General features: G+C 72.9%; 23 protein-coding genes. 15 read left to right on the top strand and 8 right to left on the bottom strand.

Features of this window, described 5'->3' with window-relative positions; genetic code table 11:
- Nucleotides 1-360: 360 nt before the first annotated feature.
- A complete protein-coding gene (locus ACFVX9_RS37285; protein ID WP_387986438.1) occupies nucleotides 361-645 on the bottom strand; it encodes a hypothetical protein in 285 nt (94 codons plus the stop codon).
- Between the two features lie 43 nt (nucleotides 646-688).
- Here ACFVX9_RS37285 and ACFVX9_RS37280 point away from each other — a divergent pair, with 43 nt between their 5' ends.
- Entirely contained in the window at nucleotides 689-1,120 is a 432-nt protein-coding gene (locus ACFVX9_RS37280; RefSeq protein ID WP_380487921.1) for a DUF5958 family protein, read from the top strand.
- Between the two features lie 427 nt (nucleotides 1,121-1,547).
- Here the strand turns inward: ACFVX9_RS37280 and ACFVX9_RS37275 are convergent, their stop codons facing one another.
- Entirely contained in the window at nucleotides 1,548-2,132 is a 585-nt protein-coding gene (locus ACFVX9_RS37275) for a DinB family protein (RefSeq protein ID WP_387986436.1), read from the bottom strand.
- 255 nt (nucleotides 2,133-2,387) lie between these two features.
- Between ACFVX9_RS37275 and ACFVX9_RS37270 the strand changes: the two genes are divergently transcribed.
- The 10 genes from ACFVX9_RS37270 to ACFVX9_RS37225 all read left to right on the top strand — a co-directional run bounded on the left by ACFVX9_RS37270 (nucleotide 2,388) and on the right by ACFVX9_RS37225 (nucleotide 10,111).
- Nucleotides 2,388-2,669 carry a hypothetical protein gene (locus ACFVX9_RS37270; protein WP_387986433.1) on the top strand — a complete coding sequence of 94 codons (282 nt, stop codon included), beginning with the start codon at nucleotides 2,388-2,390 and terminating at the stop codon, nucleotides 2,667-2,669.
- 170 nt (nucleotides 2,670-2,839) lie between these two features.
- A complete protein-coding gene (locus ACFVX9_RS37265; RefSeq protein ID WP_387986430.1) occupies nucleotides 2,840-4,213 on the top strand; it encodes an NUDIX domain-containing protein in 1,374 nt (457 codons plus the stop codon).
- Nucleotides 4,210-4,689, top strand: a complete 480-nt coding sequence (locus ACFVX9_RS37260) for an NUDIX domain-containing protein (protein WP_387986428.1) — start codon at nucleotides 4,210-4,212, stop codon at nucleotides 4,687-4,689. The genes ACFVX9_RS37265 and ACFVX9_RS37260 overlap by 4 nt, the downstream gene beginning before the upstream one ends.
- Entirely contained in the window at nucleotides 4,686-5,042 is a 357-nt protein-coding gene (locus ACFVX9_RS37255) for a hypothetical protein (protein WP_387986425.1), read from the top strand. The genes ACFVX9_RS37260 and ACFVX9_RS37255 overlap by 4 nt, the downstream gene beginning before the upstream one ends.
- Before the next feature lie 4 nt (nucleotides 5,043-5,046).
- Nucleotides 5,047-5,529, top strand: coding sequence for an NUDIX domain-containing protein (locus ACFVX9_RS37250; protein ID WP_387986422.1), 483 nt, complete (start codon nucleotides 5,047-5,049; stop codon nucleotides 5,527-5,529).
- Between the two features lie 264 nt (nucleotides 5,530-5,793).
- Nucleotides 5,794-6,270: a GNAT family N-acetyltransferase gene (locus ACFVX9_RS37245; RefSeq protein WP_387986419.1), complete on the top strand. Its 477-nt coding sequence runs from the start codon at nucleotides 5,794-5,796 to the stop codon at nucleotides 6,268-6,270.
- Nucleotides 6,267-6,779, top strand: a complete 513-nt coding sequence (locus ACFVX9_RS37240) for an HIT family protein (protein ID WP_387986416.1) — start codon at nucleotides 6,267-6,269, stop codon at nucleotides 6,777-6,779. The genes ACFVX9_RS37245 and ACFVX9_RS37240 overlap by 4 nt, the downstream gene beginning before the upstream one ends.
- 2 nt (nucleotides 6,780-6,781) lie before the next feature.
- Entirely contained in the window at nucleotides 6,782-7,027 is a 246-nt protein-coding gene (locus ACFVX9_RS37235; protein ID WP_387986413.1) for an NUDIX hydrolase, read from the top strand.
- Nucleotides 7,027-7,293 carry a hypothetical protein gene (locus tag ACFVX9_RS37230; RefSeq protein ID WP_387986410.1) on the top strand — a complete coding sequence of 89 codons (267 nt, stop codon included), beginning with the start codon at nucleotides 7,027-7,029 and terminating at the stop codon, nucleotides 7,291-7,293. The genes ACFVX9_RS37235 and ACFVX9_RS37230 overlap by 1 nt, the downstream gene beginning before the upstream one ends.
- Nucleotides 7,294-7,333: 40 nt before the next feature.
- Complete coding sequence (locus tag ACFVX9_RS37225; RefSeq protein WP_387986407.1) at nucleotides 7,334-10,111, top strand: ABC transporter ATP-binding protein; 2,778 nt, start codon at nucleotides 7,334-7,336, stop codon at nucleotides 10,109-10,111.
- Between the two features lie 1,269 nt (nucleotides 10,112-11,380).
- On the opposite strand, the gene ACFVX9_RS37220 is transcribed toward ACFVX9_RS37225, so the two are convergent.
- The 6 genes from ACFVX9_RS37220 to ACFVX9_RS37195 form a co-directional block, all read right to left on the bottom strand.
- Nucleotides 11,381-12,295, bottom strand: a complete 915-nt coding sequence (locus ACFVX9_RS37220) for an ATP-grasp domain-containing protein (protein ID WP_063351726.1) — start codon at nucleotides 12,293-12,295, stop codon at nucleotides 11,381-11,383.
- Nucleotides 12,292-13,101 carry a hypothetical protein gene (locus tag ACFVX9_RS37215; protein ID WP_387986403.1) on the bottom strand — a complete coding sequence of 270 codons (810 nt, stop codon included), beginning with the start codon at nucleotides 13,099-13,101 and terminating at the stop codon, nucleotides 12,292-12,294. The genes ACFVX9_RS37220 and ACFVX9_RS37215 overlap by 4 nt, the downstream gene beginning before the upstream one ends.
- A 7-nt stretch (nucleotides 13,102-13,108) precedes the next feature.
- Nucleotides 13,109-14,083 carry a hypothetical protein gene (locus ACFVX9_RS37210; RefSeq protein ID WP_387986400.1) on the bottom strand — a complete coding sequence of 325 codons (975 nt, stop codon included), beginning with the start codon at nucleotides 14,081-14,083 and terminating at the stop codon, nucleotides 13,109-13,111.
- Between the two features lie 37 nt (nucleotides 14,084-14,120).
- The gene (locus tag ACFVX9_RS37205) at nucleotides 14,121-17,933 is read right to left on the bottom strand and encodes a hypothetical protein (protein WP_387986397.1); all 3,813 of its coding nucleotides are present in this window, start codon (nucleotides 17,931-17,933) and stop codon (nucleotides 14,121-14,123) included.
- Nucleotides 17,934-17,936: 3 nt separating this feature from the next.
- A complete protein-coding gene (locus tag ACFVX9_RS37200; protein WP_387986394.1) occupies nucleotides 17,937-21,575 on the bottom strand; it encodes a hypothetical protein in 3,639 nt (1,212 codons plus the stop codon).
- A gap of 176 nt (nucleotides 21,576-21,751) precedes the next feature.
- Nucleotides 21,752-22,015 (bottom strand): hypothetical protein, encoded by a 264-nt coding sequence (locus tag ACFVX9_RS37195; RefSeq protein WP_387986392.1) that lies wholly within the window; start codon nucleotides 22,013-22,015, stop codon nucleotides 21,752-21,754.
- 257 nt (nucleotides 22,016-22,272) lie between these two features.
- Here ACFVX9_RS37195 and ACFVX9_RS37190 point away from each other — a divergent pair, with 257 nt between their 5' ends.
- The 4 genes from ACFVX9_RS37190 to ACFVX9_RS37175 all read left to right on the top strand — a co-directional run bounded on the left by ACFVX9_RS37190 (nucleotide 22,273) and on the right by ACFVX9_RS37175 (nucleotide 26,033).
- Nucleotides 22,273-24,471 (top strand): hypothetical protein, encoded by a 2,199-nt coding sequence (locus ACFVX9_RS37190; RefSeq protein ID WP_387986390.1) that lies wholly within the window; start codon nucleotides 22,273-22,275, stop codon nucleotides 24,469-24,471.
- Entirely contained in the window at nucleotides 24,468-24,620 is a 153-nt protein-coding gene (locus ACFVX9_RS37185; RefSeq protein ID WP_387986388.1) for a hypothetical protein, read from the top strand. The genes ACFVX9_RS37190 and ACFVX9_RS37185 overlap by 4 nt, the downstream gene beginning before the upstream one ends.
- Nucleotides 24,621-24,782: 162 nt before the next feature.
- Nucleotides 24,783-25,412 carry an RHS repeat-associated core domain-containing protein gene (locus tag ACFVX9_RS37180; RefSeq protein WP_387986386.1) on the top strand — a complete coding sequence of 210 codons (630 nt, stop codon included), beginning with the start codon at nucleotides 24,783-24,785 and terminating at the stop codon, nucleotides 25,410-25,412.
- A gap of 150 nt (nucleotides 25,413-25,562) precedes the next feature.
- Entirely contained in the window at nucleotides 25,563-26,033 is a 471-nt protein-coding gene (locus tag ACFVX9_RS37175; protein ID WP_380424357.1) for a hypothetical protein, read from the top strand.
- Nucleotides 26,034-26,217 lie beyond the last annotated feature (184 nt).

The raw sequence follows: 26,217 nt of genomic DNA, 5'->3' as shown, positions 1-26,217 counted from the left end.
CACCCTGGACGGGCTCCTGCGCAAACTGCTCACCGACGTCGAGGGCGCGCAGAGCCCGGCGCCCTGACGGCCCCGCCCGACGCCCCCGCCCGAGGCCCAGCCACCCGCGGCCGCTCCGCAACGCCGCCGGCCGCCGTACGCGGGGAACGCGTACCCCGGCCGACACCCCGTGCAGTGTGCCGTCCGTGACGACTACCGCACCTTGACGTACTCCCCTTCCGCCACGGCCCGGCGCGGCGCCTCCGCCGGTTCCGCCACGGCCACGGCGGCCGCCGCGGCCCTCGGCCCTCGGCCGTCGGCCGGGCGGCGATCGGGTTGCCCAGCCCCCCCTCCCCCGGGCCGGGACCCTCCCAGCGCGCATCACCAGCGAGGCGGGCCCGGCCGTGGTGCTCGGCGCCCGGCGCCGAGCCCGGCAGCACGATGCCGGGCGGGCCGACGGTCCAGCCCGCCGGCGTCCTCGGGAACGACCAGGGCGTGAACACTCGGCCCGACCGCCTCACGGTGGCGGACCGCGGCCGCACCGGTGGCCAGCGCGTGACGCAGGGCCCGCTCCGCCTGGACGTCGGCGATCCCCAGCCCCGCCGCGGGAGCGGGCGCGCTGACCCCCAGCGTCCAACCGAGCCGGACAGCGGACTCGCTGTCCACGACCCGCTCCACAGCCGCCGAACCGGCGTGGAATGATCGGACAATGTTGGGGACCAGCGGTGACGACGAGCGAGCCATTCGACGTGAAGCCGGGAGGGTGGTCAACGAAGTCGCACAAGGCCTCCGCACATTGGACGACGGGACAACTTGGTTCTCAGCCCTTTCCCCGGAAGGGCGGCAGGCTGTGCTGCAAGAGGTCGCCGGCTACGCGATGCAGGCGCACATCACGGCCGCAGACGGGCACGCAGGAGTTGCCCAGTCCGGCGTGAAGCCCACGGCTAACCCTGCGGTGATGATCTGCATGGACCCGCCTCGCTATGGGTTCGCAGCACTGCCCTCCGACGAACACATCAAAGCGTTCCGCGTCCTCGTCTCGGTGTTCTCCGTCGCCGACACCCGGCGCAGGCAGACGTACTACAAAGGCGCCTGCGGACACGCGTGGCACAACCTGCCTCCCGCAGCCGAGAGGCCGTAGATGCGGCATGATGATCCAAATGAAGTCCTAGCCACCCATGTTGCGGCCAGGACACGATCCCTGTCACACAGGCGCTGCGGATCGTCTCGCACATCCACACGATCGGCGCCCCGCCCACAACTCACCCCGGGCGGTTGGCCGCTGAGCCGGGGCCCGAAGGGTGGGCAATTACGGCGAGACGACCCCTGGGGAATATCGCCGCCGTTCACACCGCCTGATCGTCACGCCCGCAGGGAAGTTGGAGGACAGGATGTACTTGGCTCGCTCCGGGAGATGAAGCGGTGTTCGGTTGGAGACGCTTGGTAGCAACCAGACGGGCCGGCATCTGACGGCACCGGCCCACACGCACACACCACCGGCACACCACGCGAACAAAACCTGATCGACCAGCATCAGTCACCCGGGCCTGAACGGGCTCGCATCCTGGTCAGGGCGTGTCCACCGCCGCCCTGGCGGCCCGTTCGACCTCGGCGAACCGGGACTGCCGCAACGCGGCGTCGGGCTGCGAGTTCGCGTGGCCCGACGCGGTCCCGGTGGCGCCGTCGAGGTGCTCGCGCAGGATGTCGGCGTGCCCGGCGTGCCGGTTGGTCTCGGTGAGCACGTGCACCAGGACGTTGAACAATGTGACGTCGGGACGGGGCCACCAGGGCACGTAGCCCGGCGCCTCGACGGTGAGGGCGCCGATCGTCGCGTCGGAGTGCTCCGCGACCCGGCGGTACCGGCCGATGATCTCCTCGCGGGTCTCGTGCTCGCTCGCCCACATCGCCTCCGCCCAGAGCCGCTCGTCGTCCCACCGGCCCAGCGGCTCGGGGCAGGGGCGGTCGAAGACGTTGCCGAAGTACCGGTACTCGATGTTCGTGAGGTGCTTGACCAGCCCGAGCAGGCTCGTGCCCGAGCCGGTCAGAGGCCGGCGGACGTCGTATTCGGACAGCCCGTCGAGCTTCCAGACCAGCACCTCCCGGACATCGCGCAGATCGCTGTGCAAGTACTCCTTGGCGAATTCATCGATCACGGGGACGCAGTCTGCCATGCACGGTCCGTGAGACCGGCCCGGGCCCGACAGACAGCCGACGAGGAACCGGCACTACGGGAAGCCGGGACCGATCGCTCCACATCCGTTGGTCCGGGCCCTTGCCCTGATGAATGAACAGAAGAACTCGACAGGGAAGCACACGGCATCGCCGGCCCCCTCGCCCTGCTTTCCCTGGCCTTGCGCCGCGGTGTGGGGGTGGACGGCCAGCGCCCGGCGTTCAGCCGAACGGGTGAAATGGGCGACGGCTACGCGCTGCGCGACGCCCTCTGCCGCCCGGGCGTCCGCGACCGCCTCGACCCCGGCCCGACGGCCGAGTTCGAACAGGCTCTCGCCGCCTGCGCACTGGGCTCCGCCAGTCTCCCCGATCCCGTCCGCGGCCGGCTGAAGGACGCCCTCGCCCTCGACCGCGCCCGGGAGGTGCTCGAAACCTCCCCGTTCGACCCGGGCTTGCCCGGAGGTAATCCACTTGAACACCGCATTCGAACAGCACCATCATCGGAGGCCACCAGCTTCTAGGAGGTTCCCTAACTCAGCTCCGTAGAAAGAAACTTGGATGCCGGATCGCCTTCTTCCAGCACACTCGCGCGCCCGCGCGCCGACCGTGCCCGGAGGACCGGAGGAGCTGTGGCGAAGACCGGCGCCGGCTGGCGGGCTGTGTCCGCCCGAGAGAGCGAGGAGTCCGCCCTGTGATCGACTTCGACATGCTGACCGGCCTCGCCTTCCGCGAGGGCGTCGAACGGATCGGCGTCGGCGTGGTGGTCCGCGACACCTGCGGCCGGATCCTGATGATCCGCCGAGCTGCGCACGACGCCCTGCCCGGCCTGTGGGAGTACCCGGGCGGCAGCCTTGAGGCCGGCGAGCCCGTGGCGGCGGGCGCGGCACGGGAGTTGGCCGAGCAGACCGGCCTGACCGGCCTGGCGCTGGAGTACGTGCGACACCTGGACTTCACCGACCAGCGCAGCCTGCGAGTGCGGCAGTTCGTCTTCGTCACCGTCGTTCCCGAGGGCACCCCGGTCGTCCTCTCCGACGACCGCGACTGTCATCAGTGGGCTCCAGCGGACCGGCTGCCCACGACCAGCCACGGTCAGCGCGCGATGATCGAGTGGCTGACCGGCCGCCTGGCGATCCCGGGCTGGCGGCCGGTCGGTGCCTACCTGACCGCCATCGCCCGGCCCAGCGCCTACGGCTCCTTCCTGGTCACCGACCCCGCCGGCCGCGTCCTCGGGATGCGCTCGACCATCGACCCGGACGTGTGGAACATGCCCGGCGGCAACGTCGAGCACGGCAAGAGCCCCTTCGACGCCGCGCTGCGCGAGGCCCGGGAGGAGCTGGGCCTGGACCTGGCCGCGGAGAACCCGCAGGTGCTCCGGCGGCGCCTGGTCGCCGTGATCCACACGCAGGCCGACGCCGACTACCCGGTCCCGGTCGCCGGCTACGTGTTCGACGGCGGCACGCTGACCACGGAGCAGCAGGCCCGGATCCGGCTCGATCCGGCCGAGCACACCGAGTTCCGGTTCGAGACGGCCCACGACTGGCGCTCCCGGATGACCCCCGCCCACTACCAGCGGCTCCGGCAGGTGCTGCGCGCCCACCGCTGCGGCGTCCCGCTCTACCTGGAGCGCCCCGCCCCGGACGGTGACGACTTCGAGGGCGTCCTGGTCTTCGTCACCGACCGCGCGGGCCGGCTGCTGATGCACCTGCGCGAAGACAGGCCGGGCATGGCCTGGCCCGGCTACTGGACCCCGATCGGCGGCTGGCGCGAGGCCGATGAGAGCGCCGAGGAGAGCGCGGTGCGCGAAGTCCGCGAGGAAGCCGGCATCGAGATCACCGGGCTGCGGACCCTCCCCGACCCGCACCACGACCTCGGCCTCCCCCTCACCCGCGTCCTGCACACCGTCCGGGACGGCCACGAGAACGACCTGCGGCTCGGTGACGAGGGCCTGGCCGTACGCATGGTGCCCTTCGACGAGGTGCTCGACCTGAAGGTCCCGCCCTACCTGCACCACTACCTGCCGCTGCTCGCCGCAGCGGCCGACCAGCCCACCGGGGAGGCGCCGTGACCCGGCCCGGCCCCGCTGACCGCCCAGCCGGGGCGGACCCGCTGACGCTGGTCGTCGGCGTCCACCTCGTCCTGGCCCACGACGGCGCGGTGCTGCTCGGACAGCGCCGCAACACCAGCTACGCCAACGGGCTGTGGCACCTGCCGGCCGGGCACATGGAGCCGGGCGAAACGGTCACCCGCTCCATGGCGCGCGAGGCCGCCGAGGAACTCGGCATCAGCATCGCCGAGGACGACCTCGAACTCGTCCACACCCTGCACCACCTCGACACCGACGACGGCCGCAGCCGCCTCCAGCTCTTCTTCCGCCCCACCCGCTACGACGGCCGGGTCCGCAACGCCGAGCCGCACAAATGCGCTGAACTCCACTGGTGGCCGCTCGACCGGCTGCCGGCCGGCATCGTGCCCTACACCGCGCACGCCCTTGCCGAGATCACCCGCGGCAAGGCGCTGTCCACCGACGGCTGGCCGACATGACGCCGCCCGCGCTCCCCGACGACGCCGACCGGCCGCTGCGCGCGAGGGCAGGCCCGTGCGGGCCAGCCGGTGGCGCGGGAGGCTGCACCGGCGACGAGCGCCAGCTGTTCGCCAAGCGGCACAAGAACCAGTTCACGCACCGGCGCGAGACCACTGCCTACCGCAACCTCGCCCCGGCCCTCGGCCCCGACCGAACCCCGACCCTGCTCACCGAGGACGCCCACTCTCTTCTCGTCGTCACCACCACGCTGCCCGGAACCCCCGTCATCAAGACCATCCTCGGCCCGGCCCAGGACTGCAGTCAGCCCCGTGAATTCCCCAAGTCCCCTTTGATCAAGCATCCTTGGAGGTAGTGCTATGGAGAGCCTGCGACAGGCGGTGGCCGTCATCGTCCACGACCGAAGTGGCGGCCGGGTCGCGACGGTCAACTACGCGACGAACAGCTGGAACACGACGCCGGTGTGGACGATCCCCGGCGGCAAGGTCGAGGCCGGCGAGTGCTTGGACGAGGCCGCCGCCCGTGAACTGGCGGAGGAGACGGGACTGGAAGTCGACCCGTGCGACCTGCGGCTGGTCCACACGATCCAGGTCCGCCAGGGCTGGGACGGCAAGGGCCCCTTCCTGCTGTCGGTGTTCCTCGCCACCGCCTGGCGAGGCGAGTTGACGAACACCGAGCCCAGCAAGCACCTCGCCGTGGCGTGGTCACCCGAGAACGGACTGCCGCTGCCGATGTTCCCGACCGCCCACGCCGCCCTGGCCGCCTACCTGTCCGGTGGCCGCGGGTTCTCCACCCACGGCTGGGCCGAAGGCGCCGACCCCCGCGACCTGGTCCGGGACTGAGGACCGGGCCTGAGATCTGGGGCTGAGGATAGCCGGGCGCCACCGACGCCCGCCCCAGCCGCAACCGGCGCCCGACGGCGGGCCATCGCCGACCAGCAGCCCGTCGTAGAGGAAGACACCGCCACCTCCCCCCACCAACCGGACCCCGTACGCCTCCCGCACCGCGCACCGGCCCGACAGCGGCACCGACCGACACACCGCGTCCGCCCCGGCCTCCCCCGACAACCACCCGCACGACCCACCGAACCCCGGAGGCAGCCCCGCATGACCGGATCCCCCGTACGCCCCGCCGGCCCCCAGGACGCCGACGAACTGCTGCGCCTGCGCGTCGCAGTACTCGACGGCGCCCAACTCACCGACGACTGGCGCACCACCTTTCGCGACGACATGCGCGAGCGCCTCGGCACCGACCCGAACCTGCTCGCCTACGTCGCCCCCGCCGACGACGGCACACTGGCCTCCTGCGCCATCGGCATCGTCTACCGCGGCTACCGGGGCCCCACCCATCCCACCGGCCGGTGGGCCCGGATCCACACCGTGGCCACCGACCCCGCCCACCGACGCCGCGGGCACGCCCGCGCCGTCACCACCACCCTGATCCAGGCACTCCAACAGCACGGCTGCGGATCGATCGAGCTGCGCGCCACCGAAACCGGAGCCCCCCTCTACCGCACCCTCGGATCCGACCCCGTCGACGGCTACATGACGCTACGCCCCGGCGCAGAAGGATGGACGCGGTGACCGCCTTCGACCTCGACGCCTACAACGAGCGGGCCCGCAACGGCCCCTGCTTCATCTGCTCGATGCTCGCCGGTGAACCCGGGTACGAACACCGGATCGTCCTGGACGACGGCGTGCACGTCGCCTTCCTCGACCGCTACCCCACCCTGCCCGGCAAGCTCCTGGTCGCCCCGCGCACCCACGTCGAGGACACCATCAGCGGCTTCACCGAGGACCAGTACCTCGCCCTGCAACTGGTCGTGCACCGGGTGGCGACCGCGCTCGCCGCGACCGTCCCCACCGAACGCCTCTACCTGCTGAGCCTGGGCAGCATGCAGGGCAACGCCCACGTCCACTGGCACATCGCCGCCCTACCGCCCGGCACCCCCTACGAGCAGCAGCAGTTCCACGCGCTGATGGCCGAGGGCTCGGGCGTCCTGCCCGACGACCTCGGCCGGGCCGAACGCCTCGCCGCCGACCTGCGCACCCGGCTCGGCCACCCCCGCCGCCACGACCAGCGAGGAGCCTGACCGTGGTCTTCGTCCCGCCCGAGCGGTTCGTCCCCACCCTGCCGCACGGCATCTCCTATGCCAGCGTCTTCCTGACCGACCGCCACGACCGGCCGCTGCTGCTCACCTCCGTCCACCACCCGGGCGAATACCAGTACCCCGGCGGCCTCCTCGACGACGGCGAGGACCCGTGGACGTGCGCGCTGCGCGAGACCGCCGAGGAGATCGGCTTCGTCCCCGCCACCCTCGACGACACCCCCGCCTCCTGATGCTCTCCTTCACCCCGCCGGAGCCGCCGTGGCCCTGGAAGATCGGCGTGACCTTCGACGGCGGCCGGCTCACCGACAAGGAGCTCGAACGCATCACCCCCGACCCCGCCGAGCACAGCGGTCACGCCGTCCGCACCGTCGAGGAGTGGGGGCGCATCGTCACCCCGCGCCGACTGCGCACGCTCCGCGCCTCACTCACCGCCCGCCGCACCGGCGTCGCCGAGTACCTCGTCTCAGAACCCCGCCGGCCGGGCGAACCCGGATGACGCCCCCGCCCCGCCTCAACCGCACTGTGGAGGAGACCGCTTGAAGTCCCGTCCGTCCGAACCCGCGCCGTCCGAACCGCCGCCGTCCGAACCCCCGCCGACCGACCACGTCTCCGACAGTGAGCAGTTCCTGTTCGGCGGACGGCTGCTCCCCGACTGGGGGTTCACCTCCCATGAGCAGACCATGCTCAGGATCAGCTTCCTCACGGTCGCCCGCCAGATCCCCGGCATGCTCCGCACCGCCCTGCGCCTGGCCTGGCAGGCCGACCGGGTGGCCCTGGTGTCCATCGCCGTCGCCGAAACCGGACGGGCGCTGGCCGCCGCCTTCGGCCTGCTCGCCACCAACCGCGCCCTCGCCTCCCTGTTCGCCTCCGGCAGCACCGACCAACTGCTGCGCGCGGCCCTGCCGGCCGCCCTCGCCATCGGCGGCGCCTCCGCGCTGTCCGCGGTGCTGGGCGTGGTCTCCTCCTGGGCGGGAGGCCGGCTGGAGCCCAAGACCGAGCGGGCCGCGACCGTCGCCTACCTGCGCCGCGCGGCCCGCGTGGAGCTGGCCGCGGTGGAGGATCCCGAGTTCAGCAGACTGCTGGAGTCCGCCAGGTACGGCACGGCGGCCGTGCGGCGCCTGATCGGCCAGAGCATCGCCGTCCTCACCGCCCTGCTCGGCATGGTGGCCGCCGGCGGTGTCCTGCTCACCCTCGACCCGGTGCTGCTGCCCATGCTGGTGCTCATCGCCGCGCCGAAGGGGTGGGGCGCGGTCCGCTCCGCCCGGCGCCGCTACGGCTCCGTGATGGCCTGGCTCCAGCACCACCGGGCCGCCAGTCTGCTCGCCCAGCTGCTCACCCAGCCGCACGCCGCGCCCGAGGTCCGCGTCCACGCCATCGGCCCGTTCATCCTGGGCCACTACATCGCGATGGCCGAGGCGTCCGAGCAGGAGCAGAACCGCCTCGCCCGCGCCACCGCGACCACCTCCCTGCTCGCCTCCGTCCTCTCCGGGCTGGCCGCCGCCGCAACCTTCGCCGTCCTGGGCTGGCTCGTCCACGACGGGCAGATGGCGCTCGCCGTCGCGGGCACCGCCGTCGTCGGCATCCGCACCGGCGCCGCCGACATCACCTCCCTCGTCGGCACCGTCAACAACCTGTACGAGGAGGCCCTGTTCGTCACCGACCTCGACCGCCTCCAGCGCGAGGCCGACCGGCGCGCCATCCCCGCCGGCGGCACCGACCTCCCGCACCGCCCTGCGGCCATCACCCTGGAGGGGGTGACCTTCACCTACCCCGGCCGCACGAGCCCGGCCCTGTCCGACATCACGCTGCGGATCCCGCGCGGGCAGGTCGTCGCCCTGGTCGGCGACAACGGCTCCGGCAAGTCGACGCTCGTCAAGATCCTCACCGGCCTCTACCTGCCCGATGCCGGCCGGATGCTGTGGGACGGCGTCGATGCCGCGACCGCCGACCGGGACCAGCTGTTCGCCTCCTCCGCCGTCCTCGAACAGGGCTTCCAGCAGTGGCCGCTCACCCTGCGGGCCAACGTCCTGATCGGCCGACCCGAACACGGCGACGACCCGGCCCTGCTCAAGCGCGCGGCCGACTACGCCGACCTGCACCCGATCATCGACGCCCAGGACAACGGCTGGGACACCCTCGCCGCCCGCGGCTTCAAGGGCGGCGTCCAGCTGTCCGGCGGCCAGTGGCAGCGCGTCGGCATGGCCCGCACCCACCACCGGGCCACCACCACCGGGCCCGGCGGACGCCCCACCCACCTCGTGATCGCCGACGAGCCCACCTCCGCCCTCGACGCGAAGTCCGAGATCGCCGCGTTCACCCGCATCCGCGAACTCGCCGACCAGGGCCTGACCGTCATCCTGATCACCCACCGCCTCGCCGCCACCGCGGGCGCCGATCTCCTCTACGTCCTGCGCGAGGGCCGGCTCACCGAACAGGGCACCCACGCGCAGCTGATGGCCGACCCGAACAGCGGCTACCGCTCCTCCTACCTCCTCCAGGCCCGCCAGTACGCCACCGAGATCCCCGACCAGCGGGACACGACCGCACCCGCCGCCGATCCCGCCCGACCACGCACTCGAGACGGAGCAGCCGATGCCCACCTGGGACGAGATGTCCGCCGCCGCAGGCGAAGTACGCGACCTCTACGACGAGATCAACCGGCGCAAGCTGGGCCGTACCTGGGACCTGTCGGACTTCGTCCTCGGTTTCACCGGCGACGTCGGCGACCTCGCGAAGCTGGTCATGGCCCACCAGGGCCACCGCGCCGACGTGGCCGCGAGCACCGAGGCCATCGGCCACGAACTGTCCGACTGCCTGTTCTCGCTCATGGTCATCGCCCAGGAGACCGGCGTCGACCTCGCGGACCGCTTCACCACCGACATGGCCGCCCTCGCCGCCCGCCTCCGCCCCGATCATGCCGCGCCGATCAGCGGCCCGTGCTCCTTGTGACGACCCGGAGCCGGCGGACAGGCGGACAGGCGGGCGGCCGGACAGGTTTATCCGGTCGCGCTCGACGAGGTGGTCGAGGAGTGTGCCGGTGGAGGGCTCGGGGAGCGGGGGCGGGTCAGAAGCGGCTGCGGCGCAGGGCGTCGGTGAGCATGAGGGCCGGCAGCACCTGGTGCACCTGGCCCGTGTTGGCATACGGGACGGCGCTGCCCTGCTGGGTGGCGAGGGTGTTCCAGGCCGCGAGGGGGAGGGAGGTGAGGGAGTTGCGGTCGTCCGGGGTGGCGGCGTCGAAGGGGGCGGGGCCGGGGGCGGTGACGCCGAGTTGGGTGAGCAGCGGGGAGAGTTGGGCGGGGTCGTTCTGGGTGTAGAGGCGGGCGGTCTTGGTGCCGGAGGTGCCGCGCCGGGCCCAGGCGGTGACCTGGGTCAGCGGGGCGAGGGTCTCGGAGACCAGGTCGGCGTGCGGGTCGAACAGGTAGACCTCCTGGAGGGTGTCCAGGTAGAGCGGGTGGGCCTGGTTGGCGGTGTTGCCGAGGAAGCAGGTGAGGGCCGCGTGGCCGCTGCTGAAGGAGGCCATGCCGAGGCGGCCGATCGGTCCGAACTGGAAGTTGCCGCTGCGCCGGAACATGAGGGCCTGGATCTCCGGCAGGTACTCCTGGAGGACGGTGGCGTCCGCGAACGACGAGATCTCGTCGCAGGGGTTGCCGGCGACCCGCATCAGCGGGAGCACGAGCACGACGTTCCGGGCGGCGCCGTCGATCTGGAGCGGGAGGCCCTTGGCGAAGGGGTTGGTGAGGAACGGGTCGCCGATGTACTGGAGGTAGTTGAGCAGGCCGAAGAACTGGTAGTCCCAGCCGAAGGGGTAGGTGCTGCCGGTGGTCGGGTCGTGGCGGTCCCGGGGTTCGTTGTAGAAGGCCGGGGAGTTCTGGGCCATGCCCGGGTGGAAGTAGACGAGGAAGGGCGCGGGCGGTCCGCCTGGGTCCCTGGACACGCCGGAGGGCCAGTAGACGGCGACGAGTTGCGGTGCGTCGATGCCGGGGAGTCGGAGGACGACGGCCTCGCCGTCGGGGGTCACGCTGCGGGTCTCGACCTGGATCGCGCCGCCGGTGATCGACGGCGAGGCGATGAAGGTGCTGTCCGTCACGCCCGGGGGCGGGGAGTAGGCCCCCGGCGGCAGCGCCACGCCGGGGGTGCGGAAGCTCATGTCGCCGGGTGGTGGGGCGGGCGGGCTGCCCGGGTAGTCGCTGCCGGTCTGGGCCAGGCTGACGCGTGCCTGTTCGGTGACGTCGCGCAGCGGCGAGAAGTGGACCGTCAGCTGGATCGTCTGGCCGGAGTCGGAGGACGTGACGGCGGGTGGCGGCCAGTTGCCGTCGGGCGGGAAGGTGGCCTGGACGGTGCCGGAGGAGTCGATGTCGAGGTGGGCGGTGGGCGTGCCGTACTTGGTCTGGTCGAGGGCGGCCGCCTGGATGTCGATCGACGCGTCGGTGTCCGGGATGTTGAAGATCGACTGGTCCAGGACCACGCTGTCCGGCCCGACCTGGTCACCGCCGTTCACGGCGATGGTGAAGTTGCACTGGGTGGTGGTCTGGCCGTGGATCTGGCCGGTGAGGACGAGCTGGGCCATCGGAGTCTCCTTCTCCTCAGTGCCGCGCGAGCGCGAGCGCGATGGCATGGGCGATCGGCTGGCCGGTGTTGGCCTCGTAGTAGTTGAAGGCCGGGCAGGGGTTGACCTCGAAGCAGTAGACCTCGCCGTCGTCGGCCAGCATCAGGTCGATGCCGGCGAGTGCGAGCCCCAGTCGTGCCGCCAGGTGCAGGCAGCGTTCGGCGAGGTCGTCGGGGGGCTGCCAGGGCGAGAGTTCGGCCCGGCCGCCGTCGCTCCGGGCGTAGCGGTAGTCGACCCGGTCGGTCTCGATCCGGGTGGCGAACACCTCGCCGGCGACCGTGTGCACCCGGACGTTGGTGCCGGTGACGTAGCGCTGGAACTGCACCGGGCAGTAGCGGATGAGCGGCAGCCGGTCGAGGGCCTCCCGGTCGAGCGTCCGGACGATCGAGCGGACCCCGCTGATCGACTTGTAGACCAGTTCGCCGTGCCGCGCGTGGAACTCGTGGACGAGGTCCGGGTCGTTGGTCACCAGGGTCTCCGGAGCCCGGAATCCGGACTGCTGGATCAGCTGGGCCTGGTGGGGCTTCGACGTGTTGGACGCCATCGCGCTCTCCCGGTTCATCACGCAGCCGGGGGCGAGTTCCGCCCAGGTGCTCAGGGCCGTGTGCCAGGACCGGCACCTGCGTACCGTGTCCTCGCCCGCCTCGCGGACTTCGGGGAGTCTGCGCCATTCCATCAGCCGGAGGTAGATGCCGGTGACGGTGGCGCAGTCGATGGATCCGCCGTCGTACGGGATGCGTCCCCGGACGGCGGTGCCGGTGGCCTCCACCTCGAACGGCAGCTCCTCGAAGCGCCGTTGGTGGAGCATGGCGTACGGCAGGCCGAGGCTGTCGAGTTCGGCCCTGACCCGGGCGAGCGGCGACTCGCTGGCGATGCCGCAGACGACGATCACGGCGCACCCCGGGGGAGCCCGGTGAGGTGTTCGTACAGGCGGTCGAGGAAGGCGGCGCCGGCTGGGCGGAGGTCGGGCAGGGGGCTCGCTCCCGCGAAGACTGCCGGCCGACCGTCGTCGCGGCGGTGGTGGCCGGCTCCGAGCAGGTCGGCCCCGGGAGGGTCGGCTCCCGGCAGGTCGGCCCCCGGCGGGTCGGCCCCGAGCAGGTCGATCCCGAGCAGGTCGACCTCGGCGAGCCGGGCCAGCCGGACGTACGGCTCCTCGTCCTCGGCCGGGGGTGCGCCGAAGACGTGCTCGCCGAGCACCAGGACGTCGCCGCGTCCGGTCGGGGCCGCTCGTGGTTCGCCGTCGGGGCTGCTGGAGATCCGGGCCGGCCGGGCGGGGAGCCCCGCTCTGATCGCGAGTGCGGTCCACTCGGCGGTCGAGCGCCAGGCACCGCACAGTCCGTACCCGGCGGGCCGGTTGACCGAGACCGGGGCCAGGCAGGTGAGCAGGCTGAGCAGGAGTGCGTCCAGCTCCTGGGCGGCGTACGCGGCGTCGGCGTGGGTGGTGAACGGCAGGTACCCGAAGGGGGCGGAGGCCACCCGGTTGAGCACGCCGTCGACGTCACGGCTGTCCAGGACGCGCCCGTCGGGCAGGGTGATCTCGAAGCTCGCGCCGAGGCGGTCGACGCGGTGCACCGACCTGGTGGAGCCGAGCAGGGTCTGCGGGGAGAGCAGTTCCAGGGGTTCCAGCCCCCGCTCGCGCAGCCCCTCGTACGCCCACACGGCGGCCCGGTCCGCCGGATCGCAGAGCACCAGCCACATGCGGCGCCTACCTCTCGGTCCGTCCCGGCTCGGGAGGTTCGTCCCGCAGGGCGCTGTCCGCGAGGTCGGGGCGCTGCGCCGGGGGGATGAAGTGCTCGGGCGGGTGGTTGACTTCGGATGCCGGGTGCATGCCCTCGGCGGGGTGTTCTTTGAATGCGTCCTTGTCCTCCTTGGCCTCCTTCCGCTCCTTGTCGTCCTTGTCGTCCTTGTTCTCCTTGGCGACGTCCTTGACGTCCTTGACGTCCTTGCCCTTCTCGTCACGTGACAGCTGCAGGGTGACCTCCTGGGTCACCGGGTCGTTGCAGGGCAGGACGAAGTCGGCGGTCTGCAGGCTGGTGACGATCGGTTCGGACACGGGGCTGATCCCGATCTGGAGGTGGTCGCAGGCGTTGGGCGGGAGGCTGGCCGGGAAGTTCTTCAGCACGTAGCCCGCACCCATGGGCTGGTCGCCCGGACCGTTCACGTGCAGCGGTCCGGTGCCGATGTTGGAGATCGGGATCGTGATGTCCGGGACGGTCTCGCCCAAGGCCACCGTCATCCGCAGGGGGGTGCGGTCCAGGATGATCCGCGGCTGCTGGGCCTTCGCCGGGGTCTTCCCCGTGGACCAGACGAAGCCGAGTTCCTGCGGGTCGGTGTTCGTGATCCGCAGGCCCCAGGGGCGTTCCCCCGGATTGGAGATGTCGATCTGCACCGTGAAGACGTCGTTGGCGTCCCTGGTCCACGACGCGGTGCCGACCGCGCTCCCGGTCCCGTCGACGATCGACGACGTGGCGGGTGCCTGCGCGACGGTGGTGAGCGCTCCGGAGCCCGCCCGCAGCTCGATGTCCGGTGGCCTCGCGCCCAGGGGTGCGCAGTTCGGGCCGAGGGCCACCACCAGGACGGACCAGGACGTCGCCACCTTGTCCACGACGAGGGGCAGGAGGCCGCTGGTGGCCTGGTCCGCGAGCCGGAGCTGGCCGGTGTCGGGAAAGATGTCTGCCATGATCGCTTCTTCGGTCGTGGAGCCGCGGTGACGTCCGTCACCACGTTCCGAGGGCTACGACGTCGACGAACACGGGTCGACCGGTGGTGTCGGCGCCGGCGGGAACAGGCCGGGTCTCGAACTCCCGGACGACCAGGCGCTGGGCCCGCTGCCCGGTGTCCGGAACGCTGATCGTGATGGTCTGCCCGAGGACGGCGGAGGCGGCCGTCAGGACGGTGGACCAGCCGGTGACGCCGTCCGGCGCCGTCACCCCCGGGTCCTGGACCTGGAGTTCGGTCCGGACGGTGTTCCCGGCGCCGCCCGGCCCGAGGCCCTCCAGGACGACGCCCGCCTGCCCCGCGCTGCGGGTGACCGTGAGGCGCCGCTGCGGCGCGAGTTGGACGGGCTCGGTCAGCACCACCTGTGACACGTCGGGGACACCCGGGATGGTGTACCGCTGGTAGCGGGCCAGGGCGAGCCGGACGAACGGGAAGTAGGAGGCGGAGACGACCGGCGTCAGGTCGAGGTCGGCGAACCAGCGGTCGCCCTCGGCGTCGAACTCGACCGGGTAGAGGGCGGCGTCCAGCAGGCGGTGCAGCTCGGGGAGGGTCACCTGGGCCCGCTGCGCCGCGTTGACCTGGGCTCCGGTGAGGACGGCGGGTGGTGCCCCGGTGTCCCGGATCGGGTCGCGTCCGGCGACCGCGACGTACCGCAGGGCTTCGGCGGGGACCGGCCCGGGCGGGAAGGTGAGTACGGCCAGGGCCTCGTCGTCGCCCGAGACGTACCAGGGCCGTTGGAGGAGGACCCGCAGGCCGCCGCCCTGGCGCAGCCGGGTGAGCGACCGCTGCCCGTCGATGGTGCGGGTCCAGCCGAACGACGGGACGCAGTCGAGCAGTTGGGGGGCGGGTGGGCGCACGGTGCTCGGCACGTCGATGTCGCCAAGTTGCCCGGCGGCGGTGCAGGCACCGGGGTCGGTGGCGAGGATGCGCGCGAAGCAGTCCTCGAAGCGGGACACCGCCGTCACGGCGTAGCTCACGTGGTGGTGGCGGGTGTCGCCGAACTCCTGGCGGATCTCCGGGAGCGCTTCCAGCAGGGGCAGGTGCTGGACCTCGTACGAGCCGACGTGCGCCATCCGCCGGGTGGTGGTCGGTGCGGCCGGCGGGCTGTCGTCCTGGTCGGTCCAGTCGGCGTTCAGGTCGATCCGTCCGGTGCTCGGGATGTCGATCGCGAAGGCGTCCGTCCCGAGGATGGTGTCGCGGTCGCCGGGCCCCCGCCTGGGCGTCAGCTGCCCGCTCGGGTCGGTGAGGGGGTGTTGCACCGCGTGCACCAGGGTGACCGTGCGCGGTGGGGTGATCAGGCGGTTCCGGCCGGCGACGATGTCCTGGAAGGCCGGCAGGTGCGGCACGTTCGGGTCGACGCCCTGCCAGAGCGCGACGCCGAACAGCGCGACGTCGTCGAACGTGAGGCAGGACGGGATGTCGAAGGTCACCTGCTCGGCCGGACCGAGCGCGACCGTGACGTGACGTGGGTCCGCCCGGCTCACCGTGCACCCGCTCGCGGCCGCCTCCAGCCGTACGGACGCGGTCTGCAGGTCGGGCCAGGCGCCTTGCCAGATGGCGATCACGGCGTCGTCGGGCGGGTCGATCTGACCGGGCCGCCCGTTGCCGGGGTCGATGGGCCGGGGCCGGGCGTTCAGGGCGGCGCACACGCCGCTCGGGTCGGCCAGCCAGGGCAGGGCCGCGTCGGTCTCGGGCAGGACGACGTACGAGGACGGCGAGGGCGGCCCGGCGGGGACGGTACGCGCGCCCTGGACGTCGGTGAGCTCGCGGTCGGCCCGTTCGGCGACCGCGAAGAGCCGGCTCACCTCGGTGCCGGGCGCCGCGGGGCCCAGCGCGGTGTCGAAGGCGCCGTCGTACTGCAGCGCCAGGGCCAGCGAGCACTTCGGCGGCAGCAGGTGCCGCAGGTCGTGGGCACGGTAGCCGTGGAGGGTCGCGTAGTCGTCCGCCGAGGTGCCGCGGTCGCTGCGGATGACCATCCGGTCGTGGCCGTCGCCGTCGTCCCACTCCCGGGTCGGCACCAGCTCCGGCGGCGGCAGCGGCTCGAAGCGCCAGTAGGGGACGAGGTCCGACTGGGCGTCGGCGGCGCCGACCTCCTCGACGCGCAGCCCGCCGCCGGCGAGGTCGGCGATCCTGACCCGGATCCGGTACTTGCGGCCGAACCGCAGCCGTGGCAGCGAGCCGGTGTCGCACTCCACCACCGTGTCGAGGCCCGACGTGACCGGTACCGGCAGGGTGTCCCCGGTGGCGGTGACCCGCTCGGGCCGCTGGGCCACCTGGCTCCAGCCGTCCCAGCGCGCCACGATCTCGTGCAGGTACAGCGCGTCGGCGTCGCCGAAGCCGGTGACGACCGGGCCGGGCCGCAGGTAGCCCTCCTCCAGCAGGCCGTCGGGCAGCAGCGGCACGCCGCCGACGGTGTGGTGCACCCGCCGTCGGCACAGCGAGTACCAGGTCTGGCGGCTGTCGTCGAACACGTCCATCCGGTAGCCGCCGAACAGGGAGTCCGCCAGCAGGGCGGAGGCGAGCAGGCCGGCCGGCGTGCCGCGCTGCTGCGCCCGCTGGAGCTGCTTGCCGTGCTCCTCCTCCCGCGCCCGGTCGACCAGGGCGAAGCCCGTCGAGTGCAGCGCGGGCAGTGCCCCGACCGGAACGGGGGACGACTCCCCGGGAGGGGGCGACGACCCGTCCGACCGGGCCGTGCTGACCAGCCGCAGGGCGGCGCCGTCCACGTCGAAGGGCAGCAGCTCGAACCGGGGGTTCGCGGAGGGCGCGAGACCGGCACCGGTCAGCGGCAGGAGGCCGCCGCTGAAGCCGGTGGAGGTCGGACCGTCGACGGAGGAGGGCACGAAGCGGGTGCCGGTGACGGTGTAGGCGGTGGCGGGCGACAGGTCGGTCTGGGCGGCTGCGCTCCAGCCCGGTGACGGGTTCGGGTCGGGCTGGGGCCACAGCGGCACCACCCTCAGCTCCGCCGGGTGCGTCTGGTCCACCGGGGTGAGCGCGGAGGCGGGTACGGCGAGGTCGACCAGCAGGCCGAGCGCGCGCAGCAGGACGGGGTGGTCGGCCAGGTGCGCGATGCCCTGGTGGAACTCGCCTGCGGGCGGGGGCGTCGCCAGGCGGTCCGGTGGCGTGGTGTCGGGCGCGCCGCGCCGGTAGAAGGCGTACGCCTGGGCGAGCGCCGGCGTCGCATCGGTCGGGGTGGCGTGGGCCGGGGTGGCGCCGGCGGGTGCCAGCAGGCCGGGCTGCCACTGCTCGCCGATCGCCCGCAGCGCGGCCCGCAGCCCGGGGTGGCTCTCCGGCGCCGCGCCGCGGTGCGCGGCGTGGGCCTGGGCGGTGGCGGCGTAGATGCCCTTGACCTCGGTACCGGCCCGGCCGGCCGGGAAGGCCTTGGTGGCCCGCCCGTCGTAGCTGGTGGCCCGGTACGGCTCCACCGGCATCGTGGCGGTGAACAGCGTCTGCCAGACGGCGAGTTGCCGGTCCGGGGGGAACTGGACGGTGCTCCCGTCGAGGGCGGTGTACGGGACGCGCACGGACGGCAGCGTCCGCCCGCCGCGCCGGACGTCGAAGCCCACCCCGGCGAGCCGCCGCGGCCAGTCCTGCATCCCGAAGTCCGCGATGGTGAGCGCGGCTCCGTCCGGGGCGAGCAGGCGCGGTGTCAGCAGCACCGACAGCAGCGCCATCGGCGCGGACTGGCCGGGGACGGTCGCCAGCCGGCCCGCCGGGAGCACCGTCCAGACGAACTGCCGCTCCAGGCCGGTCGAACTCTCCGGACCGGTCGAACTCTCCGGGCCGGTCAGGCTCTCCGGGCCGGTCGATGACATGGCTCACTCCCCTGCGAACGCCCGGCAGTAGGTCTGCCACGGGAAGGTCTGCCCCTGCGGCCCGAGCGCGGCCTCGACCGACGGGTCCGAGGCGGTCGAGGCACCGCTCAGGGGGCGGCGCAGCCCGGCGGGGGGCGGGCAGTTGCCGAAGCACTTGTGGCACTCCAGCGTGAAGGACTTGGAGAAGAAGGTCAGGTCCACGGTGATCACGAGCCGGGCCGAACCGCTCAGCGAGCCGGAGGTGGAGTCGTACGTCAGGCTGAGGGTCAGTTCGATCGAGACGCTGATCAGCCCCAGCAGCGAGACGCTGCCGCCGATCCGCAGATAGCCGGTGACCTCGGTGTCGGTGCCGTTCTTGGCGAAGACGACGCCGCCGAAGACGTGCACCTCCGCGGACACGATGACGAAGTCCATGACGATGGCGGCGCCGAACTCGATCCCGCCGGTGAAGCGCTGCAGGCCGCTGTCGGTGCCGCCGGCGCTCAGGCCGAGTTCCAGGTACCCGCCGCCGCCGAAGCCCGACACGGTGACCAGGAACGGCCGTTCCCGGGTGCCGAACGCGAAGTCCATGACGATCGGCTGGTCGGTCAGCGACAGCGTGACGCCGGCCTGCACGGTGAGGTTCTGCACGCTGAACACCAGCAGGCCGACGCTGGGGACGGCAACGGTGTACGAGGCCGTGATGCTGGTCGCCGAGGTGTCGATCCTCGGGCCGTTCCCCCCGAGCGGGAGGTACTGCTCCAGGGTGGCGAGGAACCCGAGGTCCCCGCCGAGTGTGACGTTCGTCAGGCGGGTGGAGAGGTCGAGCCGCTTGCCGGGGTCGGCGGTGAAGGTCACGGACGCGAAGGTGAGGGCGACGTACGCGGGGGCGCCGACGTCGGGGACGATCAGCTTGAAGTTGCTGATCGTCCCGGTGGCGTGCATCTCCGGCTTCCCGTCGACCGACAGGGCCCGGACGTCGAGGTCCAGCGCGCACCCGGTGTCGGGCGTGAACGGCGGGAAGGACTTCTGCAGGTCCTGGTGCCAGGTCAGCTCCGCGGACGGGGTGGGCGTCTGCTGCCCGACCCAGAGGAGCTTCGGCGGTGCGCTGACGACGTCGATGAGGCTGCTCAGTGGGACCACGCCGAACAGGGTGGCGTCCGGGGCGAACAGCTTCGAGGGCACGGTCTGGAAGGCTTCGCTGACGGCCGGCCCGAGCGTGCGCGAGATCTGCGACACGGTCATGTTGGGGGCGGACAGCCCGCCGACCCGGGCCCCGGCGGCCCCGAAGTCGAGCGTCCGGGGTGTGACGAGGTCGAGCAGCGCGTCGGGTGTCGGGCTGCCCCAGGGGGTGTCGACGAGCGCCTGCGAGATCGTGGCGGGGAGCGCCGGGAGCGGGCCGAGCAGCCGGCGGACGGCCGGCAGCCCCACGGCCAGCTGGGTCACCTGCGGGTAGAAGCCGACCCCGCTGGGGGAGAGCCCGGCCCCGATCCCGCCGAAGGTCATCGACTGCACCTCCTGCACGGCGTCCTCCACCGCCTGGGTCGGGGACGTCATGACGAGCGGGATGCGGGCGGCGATGTCGCAGAGGGGGCGGCCGAGGCCCGCGAAGGCTCCGGTGCTCGGACCGTTTCCGTAGATTCCGTCGAGTGCCGCGCCGTAGCCGGCGCCGGTGGCGGCGTCCTCGACGAACAGCAGTGGCAGGTCCAGCTCCACGTACTCCTGCCCGGCCGTGGCCTGGAGGGTGAACACCACGGGGGTGCCGGCCCGGGTCGGCCAGAAGCACCTCGGCGGGGCGGCCGAGGAGCCCACCGGGATCCAGGAGGCGTCGTCGAGGCCGTCGGTCTGCCCGGGGTCGATCGCGACGCTCTGGAACGGGAACCGGCGTTCGTGCGGGCCGCCCGCGCCGATGCCGTAGTCGTCGCGGACGGGCTCGGTGACGATCAGGAAGGCCTTGCGGTGCAGGGCGGCCACGGCGGGGTCCGTGCCGTCGAACCGGCGGTCGGAGACCTCGATGTAGGCGGCCCGGTGGCCGAACGGGAACAGGGCGCCGGGAACGGAGACCTTGACGTGGAAGTCCCGGCCGAGTGCGGCGTCCTGGGCCCACTCCAGCCGGGGCCAGTGGGCGGCGGCGGAGAACCGGGCGCCGTAGGCGCTCAGGATCAGCCGGTCGACGGTGAGGGGGGCGGCCGGGTTCTCGGCGGCGGCCGCGACGATCCGGTCGTACCAGGTGTCCAGCGGGGTGCCGTGGTCGGTGCCGTCGGCCAGGGACCGGAGGGGCCGCGCCGTCAGGTGTCCGTCGGGGCCCGCGATGCGGCTGTGCCACAGCTCGGTGCCGCCGGCCGTGCCGGTGGCGGGCAGGGTGCGGTGGTTGCACCGGGCGTCCGGCTGCAGGGTGAGCAGCAGGTTCCAGGGGACTTCGAGCCGGGCCAGCAGGTCGGCGGTGGTGGCCGTCGTGACGATCAGCGGCAGGCGGTTCATCGCGTCGAGCAGGCCGGCCACGGTGAGCGTGACCGGGTCCGGGCCGACGGCGAAGCACAGGGTGGACGGGCCGGCCAGGAAGCCCTGGGGCGGCTGACCGGACTCCACCACGGTCTCGGCCAGGTGCTGCGGGGGGACGTCCACCAGGAGGTGGCCGCCGCCCGGGTCGGCCACCAGCTGGACCGTGCCGTCGGGCCGGGTCTGTTCGTGCAGGCCCTGGCTCCGGACGGTCAGGGTGACCAGGTCGTCCGCGCGGAGCACGGGGTAGCTGCCGGTGGGCGCGTCCGGCAGGTCGAGGAGCTGCCAGTCCTGCCAGCCGCGGTCGAAGCGCCGGTGCATCAGCGCGGCACCGGCCCAGACGGCGAGCACGTCGGTGCGGCCGCCGCCGGAGGCGACAGCGGCCAGTCGGGGGCCGGTCGTGTCGGGGGCGGTGAGGTCGCCGCCGAGCTGCTCCCAGCCGAGCCAGGGTGCCAGGGCGGAGTGCCGCAGGCCGTGGTCGCCGCCCAGGAAGACGTCACGCTCCGTCGCGGCGAGGCAGGTGAAGGAGCGTTCGTCGCCGTCGGGGAGCGGGCCGAGCTCCTCCCACACCGGTGGCTCGCGCATCGGCGGGGTGTCGCTCTCCAGGTGTGCGCGGAGCAGACGTCGTTCGCGGGTGTCGGCGAGGAGGAGGTCGATCCGGCCGGGCGCGACGGGCACGGCCGTCAGGTGCCCGGGTGCGCGCTCGCCCGTGCGGAGCACAACTGGCCCCTTGGTCGGGTGTCCGCGCAGGAACTCCCAGCCGTGGGCGCCCGCGTCCAGGACGAGGTGGACATCGCCGGGGCGGCTCGACACGACGGTGAAACCGGTCGCCGAGCCGCCCCGGGCGAGCGTGCCGAGCGAGGTCCAGTGCGGGTGCTCCCCCGCGCCGGGGCGCAGCCGTAACAGCTCGCCCGCCGCGCTGAGGGCGAACACCTCGACCGGGCGGCCCTCGGCCGCCGTCGCGCTCAGCCAGTTGAACGCGGGGGCGCCGGTGAACGCGGGGGCGCCGGGCGAGGGCCAGGGGCGGTCCAGCGCGTGCCAGGCGTGCCAGCGGCCGTCGAACACCCGGTACCGTACGGCGCCGTCGTGCGCGCCGACGAAGAGGTGGAGTCTGCCGTGCCCTGGCGAACAGACGGCCAAGGCCCGTGCCGGGTGGGTGTGCATGGGGCGCCCCCAGCAGATGGACGCGGTACCGGTGGACGCGGTACCGGTTGGACGCAGTACCGCTCAGCGGGGCCGACGCATCGGGCACCCGCCAACTCTCAATGGTTCCAGGCTATTCCCGCTTCGGGTACGTATCAATTCCTGGTCGCGACCCCCGCCTCCGGGCCGAAGCGGCCTCACTGTGCGTAGCCGCCTTCGGGTGGCACTCCCCCGAGGACGTCGCCCGCGGTGTTCAGGGCTGCCACGGTGCCGGTCTTGGCGGCGTTCGACGGGAGCGACAGAAGGTGGGGGTGGGTAGAAGGCGCGGGGTGGGCAGAAGGCTCGGGGTCGGCGGGGCGGGGTCGGCCGGCCGCGACGGGTGCCGGGCCGAGGAGCACGGTGGCGGCCGTCGCGGCGGCGGCCAGGGCTGCTGCCGGGCGAAGGGTGTGTGAACCAGCCACCGGGAATTCCCCTCTCGCCAATGATCCATTGGATCAAGAGAATTGATGTAGCGTCAGTTTCCGGTTCGGCCAGACGCCCGGCCCGGGGGCGCCGGCCCGGCGGCCCGCCGACCCGCCGACCCCGGCACGTTGTTCGAAGAATCGGTGGAGACTCCACAGTGCAGCCTGTTTGATTGTTCATCTACAAGAAGCCGACTGAGGGTCAGGGGGCGGCGGACAATCAGGTCCGGCCGCCGGACAGGACAAGGGGGCACGGGGTGGCTGGTGTTGGACGTCCGCAGGGGCGGCTCAAGGGGGAGACCGAGCAGGCGGATGCCCTGGCCCGGTTCGTGCGGGAGGTGACGTCGGGAGTCACCGTCCGCGAGCTCGCCCGGCGTTACCCCGCAGGCAAGACCAGTTGGAGCGAGTACCGCTCCGGGGAGAAGGACATCCCGTGGCACCTGCTCCAGCGGCTGGTCCACGACCGCGTGACCGACCCGCGGGCCCGGACGGTGCTGCTCGAACGTGCTGCCCGCCTGCACGAACAAGCCACCCTGGCGGCCCGGGGACTGCGGCCGCCCGAAGCGGGACGTTTCGCCGCCCAGCAGGCGCTGGACCTGGCCCGCCAGGCGCAGCGACAGGCCGAGGAGGGGGTCGCGGAGGCGGATGAACTGATCCGTGTGCTGGTGGAGGTCGTGGCCGAGCTGCGGGGTGAACTGGGCGACGACGCGGAGGACGACACGGGCCCCGCTTCGCGGCAGGCGCCCGGCGGGGGCGCGGCGCAGCTGCGGCGGGCCCGGCTGCGGGAGGCGACGCGCTGCCTGGCCGAGGTGCGGCGCATCAGGCAGAGCGCACGTGAGGCGCAACAGGCGGCGCAGCGGGAGCAGGACGCCGTCGGGCTCCTGGCCGATCAGGAGCGTACGCACGCCCGGGCGGACGAGAGCCGGGAGCCGGGGTCCGAGCTGGTGGTGGCCGACGGGGTGCAGGCACACCTGCCGGCGCTGTGGCGCCTGGACTCCGACCTCGTGGCGGTGCGGGAGGCCTTGGCCGACCGGCGCCGGGAGGTGCTCGGGGCGACCTCCGTCGTACCGCGCTCACCGGTACCCCGGATTGTCCGCGGCGAGGTCGTCGACGCCCCGGACAATCGCCTGACCGGCCTCATCGCCCCGTTCGGCCGGGCGCGTAACGCCCCGCACGCCGCAGGCGCCCCCAGCGCCGCGGGCACCCGCCGCAGGACCGGCACCATCCTGTTCGCGGCCCTCGCCCTGCTACTGGTCGGAGTGCTGCTCGGTATGCACTTCAGCGCACCGGCACCGGGCATCCCGGTGCCGTACCTGGCAGATTCCTACCGTGTGCCGGCGGTCACCGAGGCCCACGGTCCGTCCCCGTCCCCGTCCGCGGCCGGCACGTCCGCGGACACGTACCGGCCGGCCGCCGGCATCGCGTCGGCCTCAGCCCCGGCCTCGGCCTCGGCAGACGCAACTGCTGCCCCCGGACCGCAGCAGGCTGCGGCCTCGCCTTCGGCCCCGCTTCCGGTCGAGGTGACGCCCACCCCGGGGTCGGCGCCGGCCCCGGCCGACGCGACGCCCGCCCCCGAGGCGTCGAGCACCCCACGGAACCGCGACACCCAGGGCGTTCCGCCTGACACGGCCCCCCAGCAGCCGGGACAACCCGTGGTCGTCGCCTCCGCTCCGGGCACGCTGTACTCCATCGCCCCGGACCACCGCGCCGTCTACCAGTGGCAGGGCCGGGACATGGCCTGGACACCCATCGGCGGTCCCACCGAAAGGATCCTCGCGGGAGGCGCCGGCGTGTTCGCCGTCAGCGCCGACGACAAACGGCTGCTCGGCTACAGCGGGACCCCCGGCAACTGGACACCCGTCAGCGAACCAGGTGCCGACTTCGCCATCAGCGGCACCCGCCTCTACCGCCTCGCCCAGGACCACACCGGCGTCTACCGCTGGAACGGCACCGGAACGAGCTGGACCAAGATAGGAGGCCCGGCCGGACGCCTGTACGGCGGCGGGGCCGGCCTGTTCGCGACCGACCCGCGCGACGGCCGCATCTTCCGCTACGACACCGCCAGGGAAAGCTGGACCTACGTGGGCAGCGACGGGGCGGCCTTCGCCGTCAGCGACACCCACCTCTACGGACTCTCACCGGACCGCAGCCAGGTGTTCCAGTGGGACGGTACGGGCAGCGACTGGACCCTCATCGGCGGCCACGCCCAGGACCTCTACGCCGGACCGGCCGACCTGTTCGCCACCAGTCCCGATCACGGCACCTTCCTGCGTTACGCCCGCACTCCCCAGTTCTGGGATCCGGTCAGCGAGGCGGGAGCCGAATTCGCCGTCACCGCCGACCACATCTACCGCCTGGCGCCCGACCACAGCGCTATCTACCAGGCACCCAGCAACGGCGCCGCCACCTGGACGAAAATCAGCGGACCGGCCGCCACCCTGATCACCAGCAGGTGACAGGCGGGCTGATCGAGTCCACGAACACCAGGACCCGCCCGATCGTCCGCCGGGGCCTCCGCTCCCGCAGCACGGACGCCGTCATCGCGCTCGTCATGCTCCGCCTCAGCGGCAACCGCCCCGCCCTGCCCCGACGCCAACTCGTGTGACCGCACCCACAGGTCCGGCACAACCTGCTCTCCGACGGCTCGTCCTCGTACGTCTACGGACCGGACGACCTGCCGGTCGAGCAGATCACCGGCACGGGCACCCTCTGGTTCTTCCACGACCAGCTGGGCTCCACCCGGGCCCTGACCGACACCTCGGGCTCCGTGGCCGGAGCGTACGCCTACACGCCCTACGGCGCCGTCAGTTCCCACACGGGCTCCGCGTCGACCGCGCTGCGGTACGCGGGCCAGTACAGCGACGACGAGAGCGGCCTGGTGTACCTCCGGGCCCGCTCCTACGACCCGGCCACGGCTCAGTTCCTCAGCGTCGACCCGGTGGTCGAACAGACCCTCAGCGCATACGGCTACGCCAACGCCGATCCGCTCAACCAGACGGACCCGGCGGGGCTCTGGGGCTGGAGCAACATCAAGAAGTTCGCCCATGACCACTCCGACGTGATCTCGCACATCAACTCGGTCGCCACGGCCGTCTGGGCCGTCTCCGGCACGGTGGCGCTGGGCTGCGCCTTCGTGGGCGCGCTGCCCTGCGCGGCCGTCGCCGGGGGAATCTCCGGGGCAGCCTGGTTGGTGACCACCGTCACCCAGGTTGGCCTGGTGGCCGACAAGTGCAGCAGCGGAACGTCCGCCTGGGACTGCGGTGAGGCGGCCGGCTATCTGACGGCGGACGTCGCGGCGTCACCCCTCGGATTGAAGGGGCTGGGCGCGCTGAGGGGCGTCCTCCCGGCCCGGACGGACAAGAGCCTGGACGTCTGGCGCAAGATCTGCGAGGGCTGACCGGCCCCGGTTCCCGGCCGGTGCACACCGGCTACGGCCGACTCGATACTGTCCCTTCGACGACACCACGGCGGGCCGCCTCCCCTCGCGGGGGCGGCCCGCCGCTCGCGGTGGCTCGCGCTCCGTACCTCTCGACGACAGGAACGGCACATGACCGACAAGGCGTTACCCCTGTCCGCGCCGATCTCCGTGCGGCCGAACCCGCTCCTCGGAATGCCCCTCACGGCGGGCGGCCTGCTGATCTCCCTGCCCAAGGCGCTCGACGGCGGCCCCACGGCCCCGGTGTACGCCGCCGCGGCGGTCGTGAGCGCCCTCGCACCCGCGCTGGTGCTCCTCCTTTCCGTCACCGTCGGCCGCGGCCGGATCACCGTCCGCCGAGGCCTGCACCGCACCTCCGTCCCGCTGGCGGAGCTGCGCTCGGTGACGGCCGAGGCGGACGCCGGCCGGGGGCCGCACACCCTCCTGCTCGAGAGCCGCACCGGGGCACACTGCCGGATCCCGCTACTGGCCGTGCGGCGGCGGGACCGGCAGCGACTCGTGGCCGCCCTCGAACGGACGGCTCCACCCGGCGCCGTCCGAGAGGACCAGGCCCTACGCGACCTGCTGGGCCTCCCGGGCTGACAGCGAGGATACGCAGTGGCTCCTCCAGCGGGTCCGACTCCCGGGCTGACCAACGCCGACGCCCCGGCTGCCGCGTGATCCGGGTGGTACTAGTGCTGCTCCGCGGAAGTTCGTGGAGGGGTGTTGATCAGATAGCCAGTCCGCTGAGGTAGAGGCCGCCTGCGCAGTCGAGGGCTTCTTCCGG

Source organism: Kitasatospora sp. NPDC058243 (assembly GCF_042882025.1).
Lineage (GTDB): Bacteria > Actinomycetota > Actinomycetes > Streptomycetales > Streptomycetaceae > Kitasatospora.
This window is presented reverse-complemented; position numbering and strand designations above follow the sequence as displayed.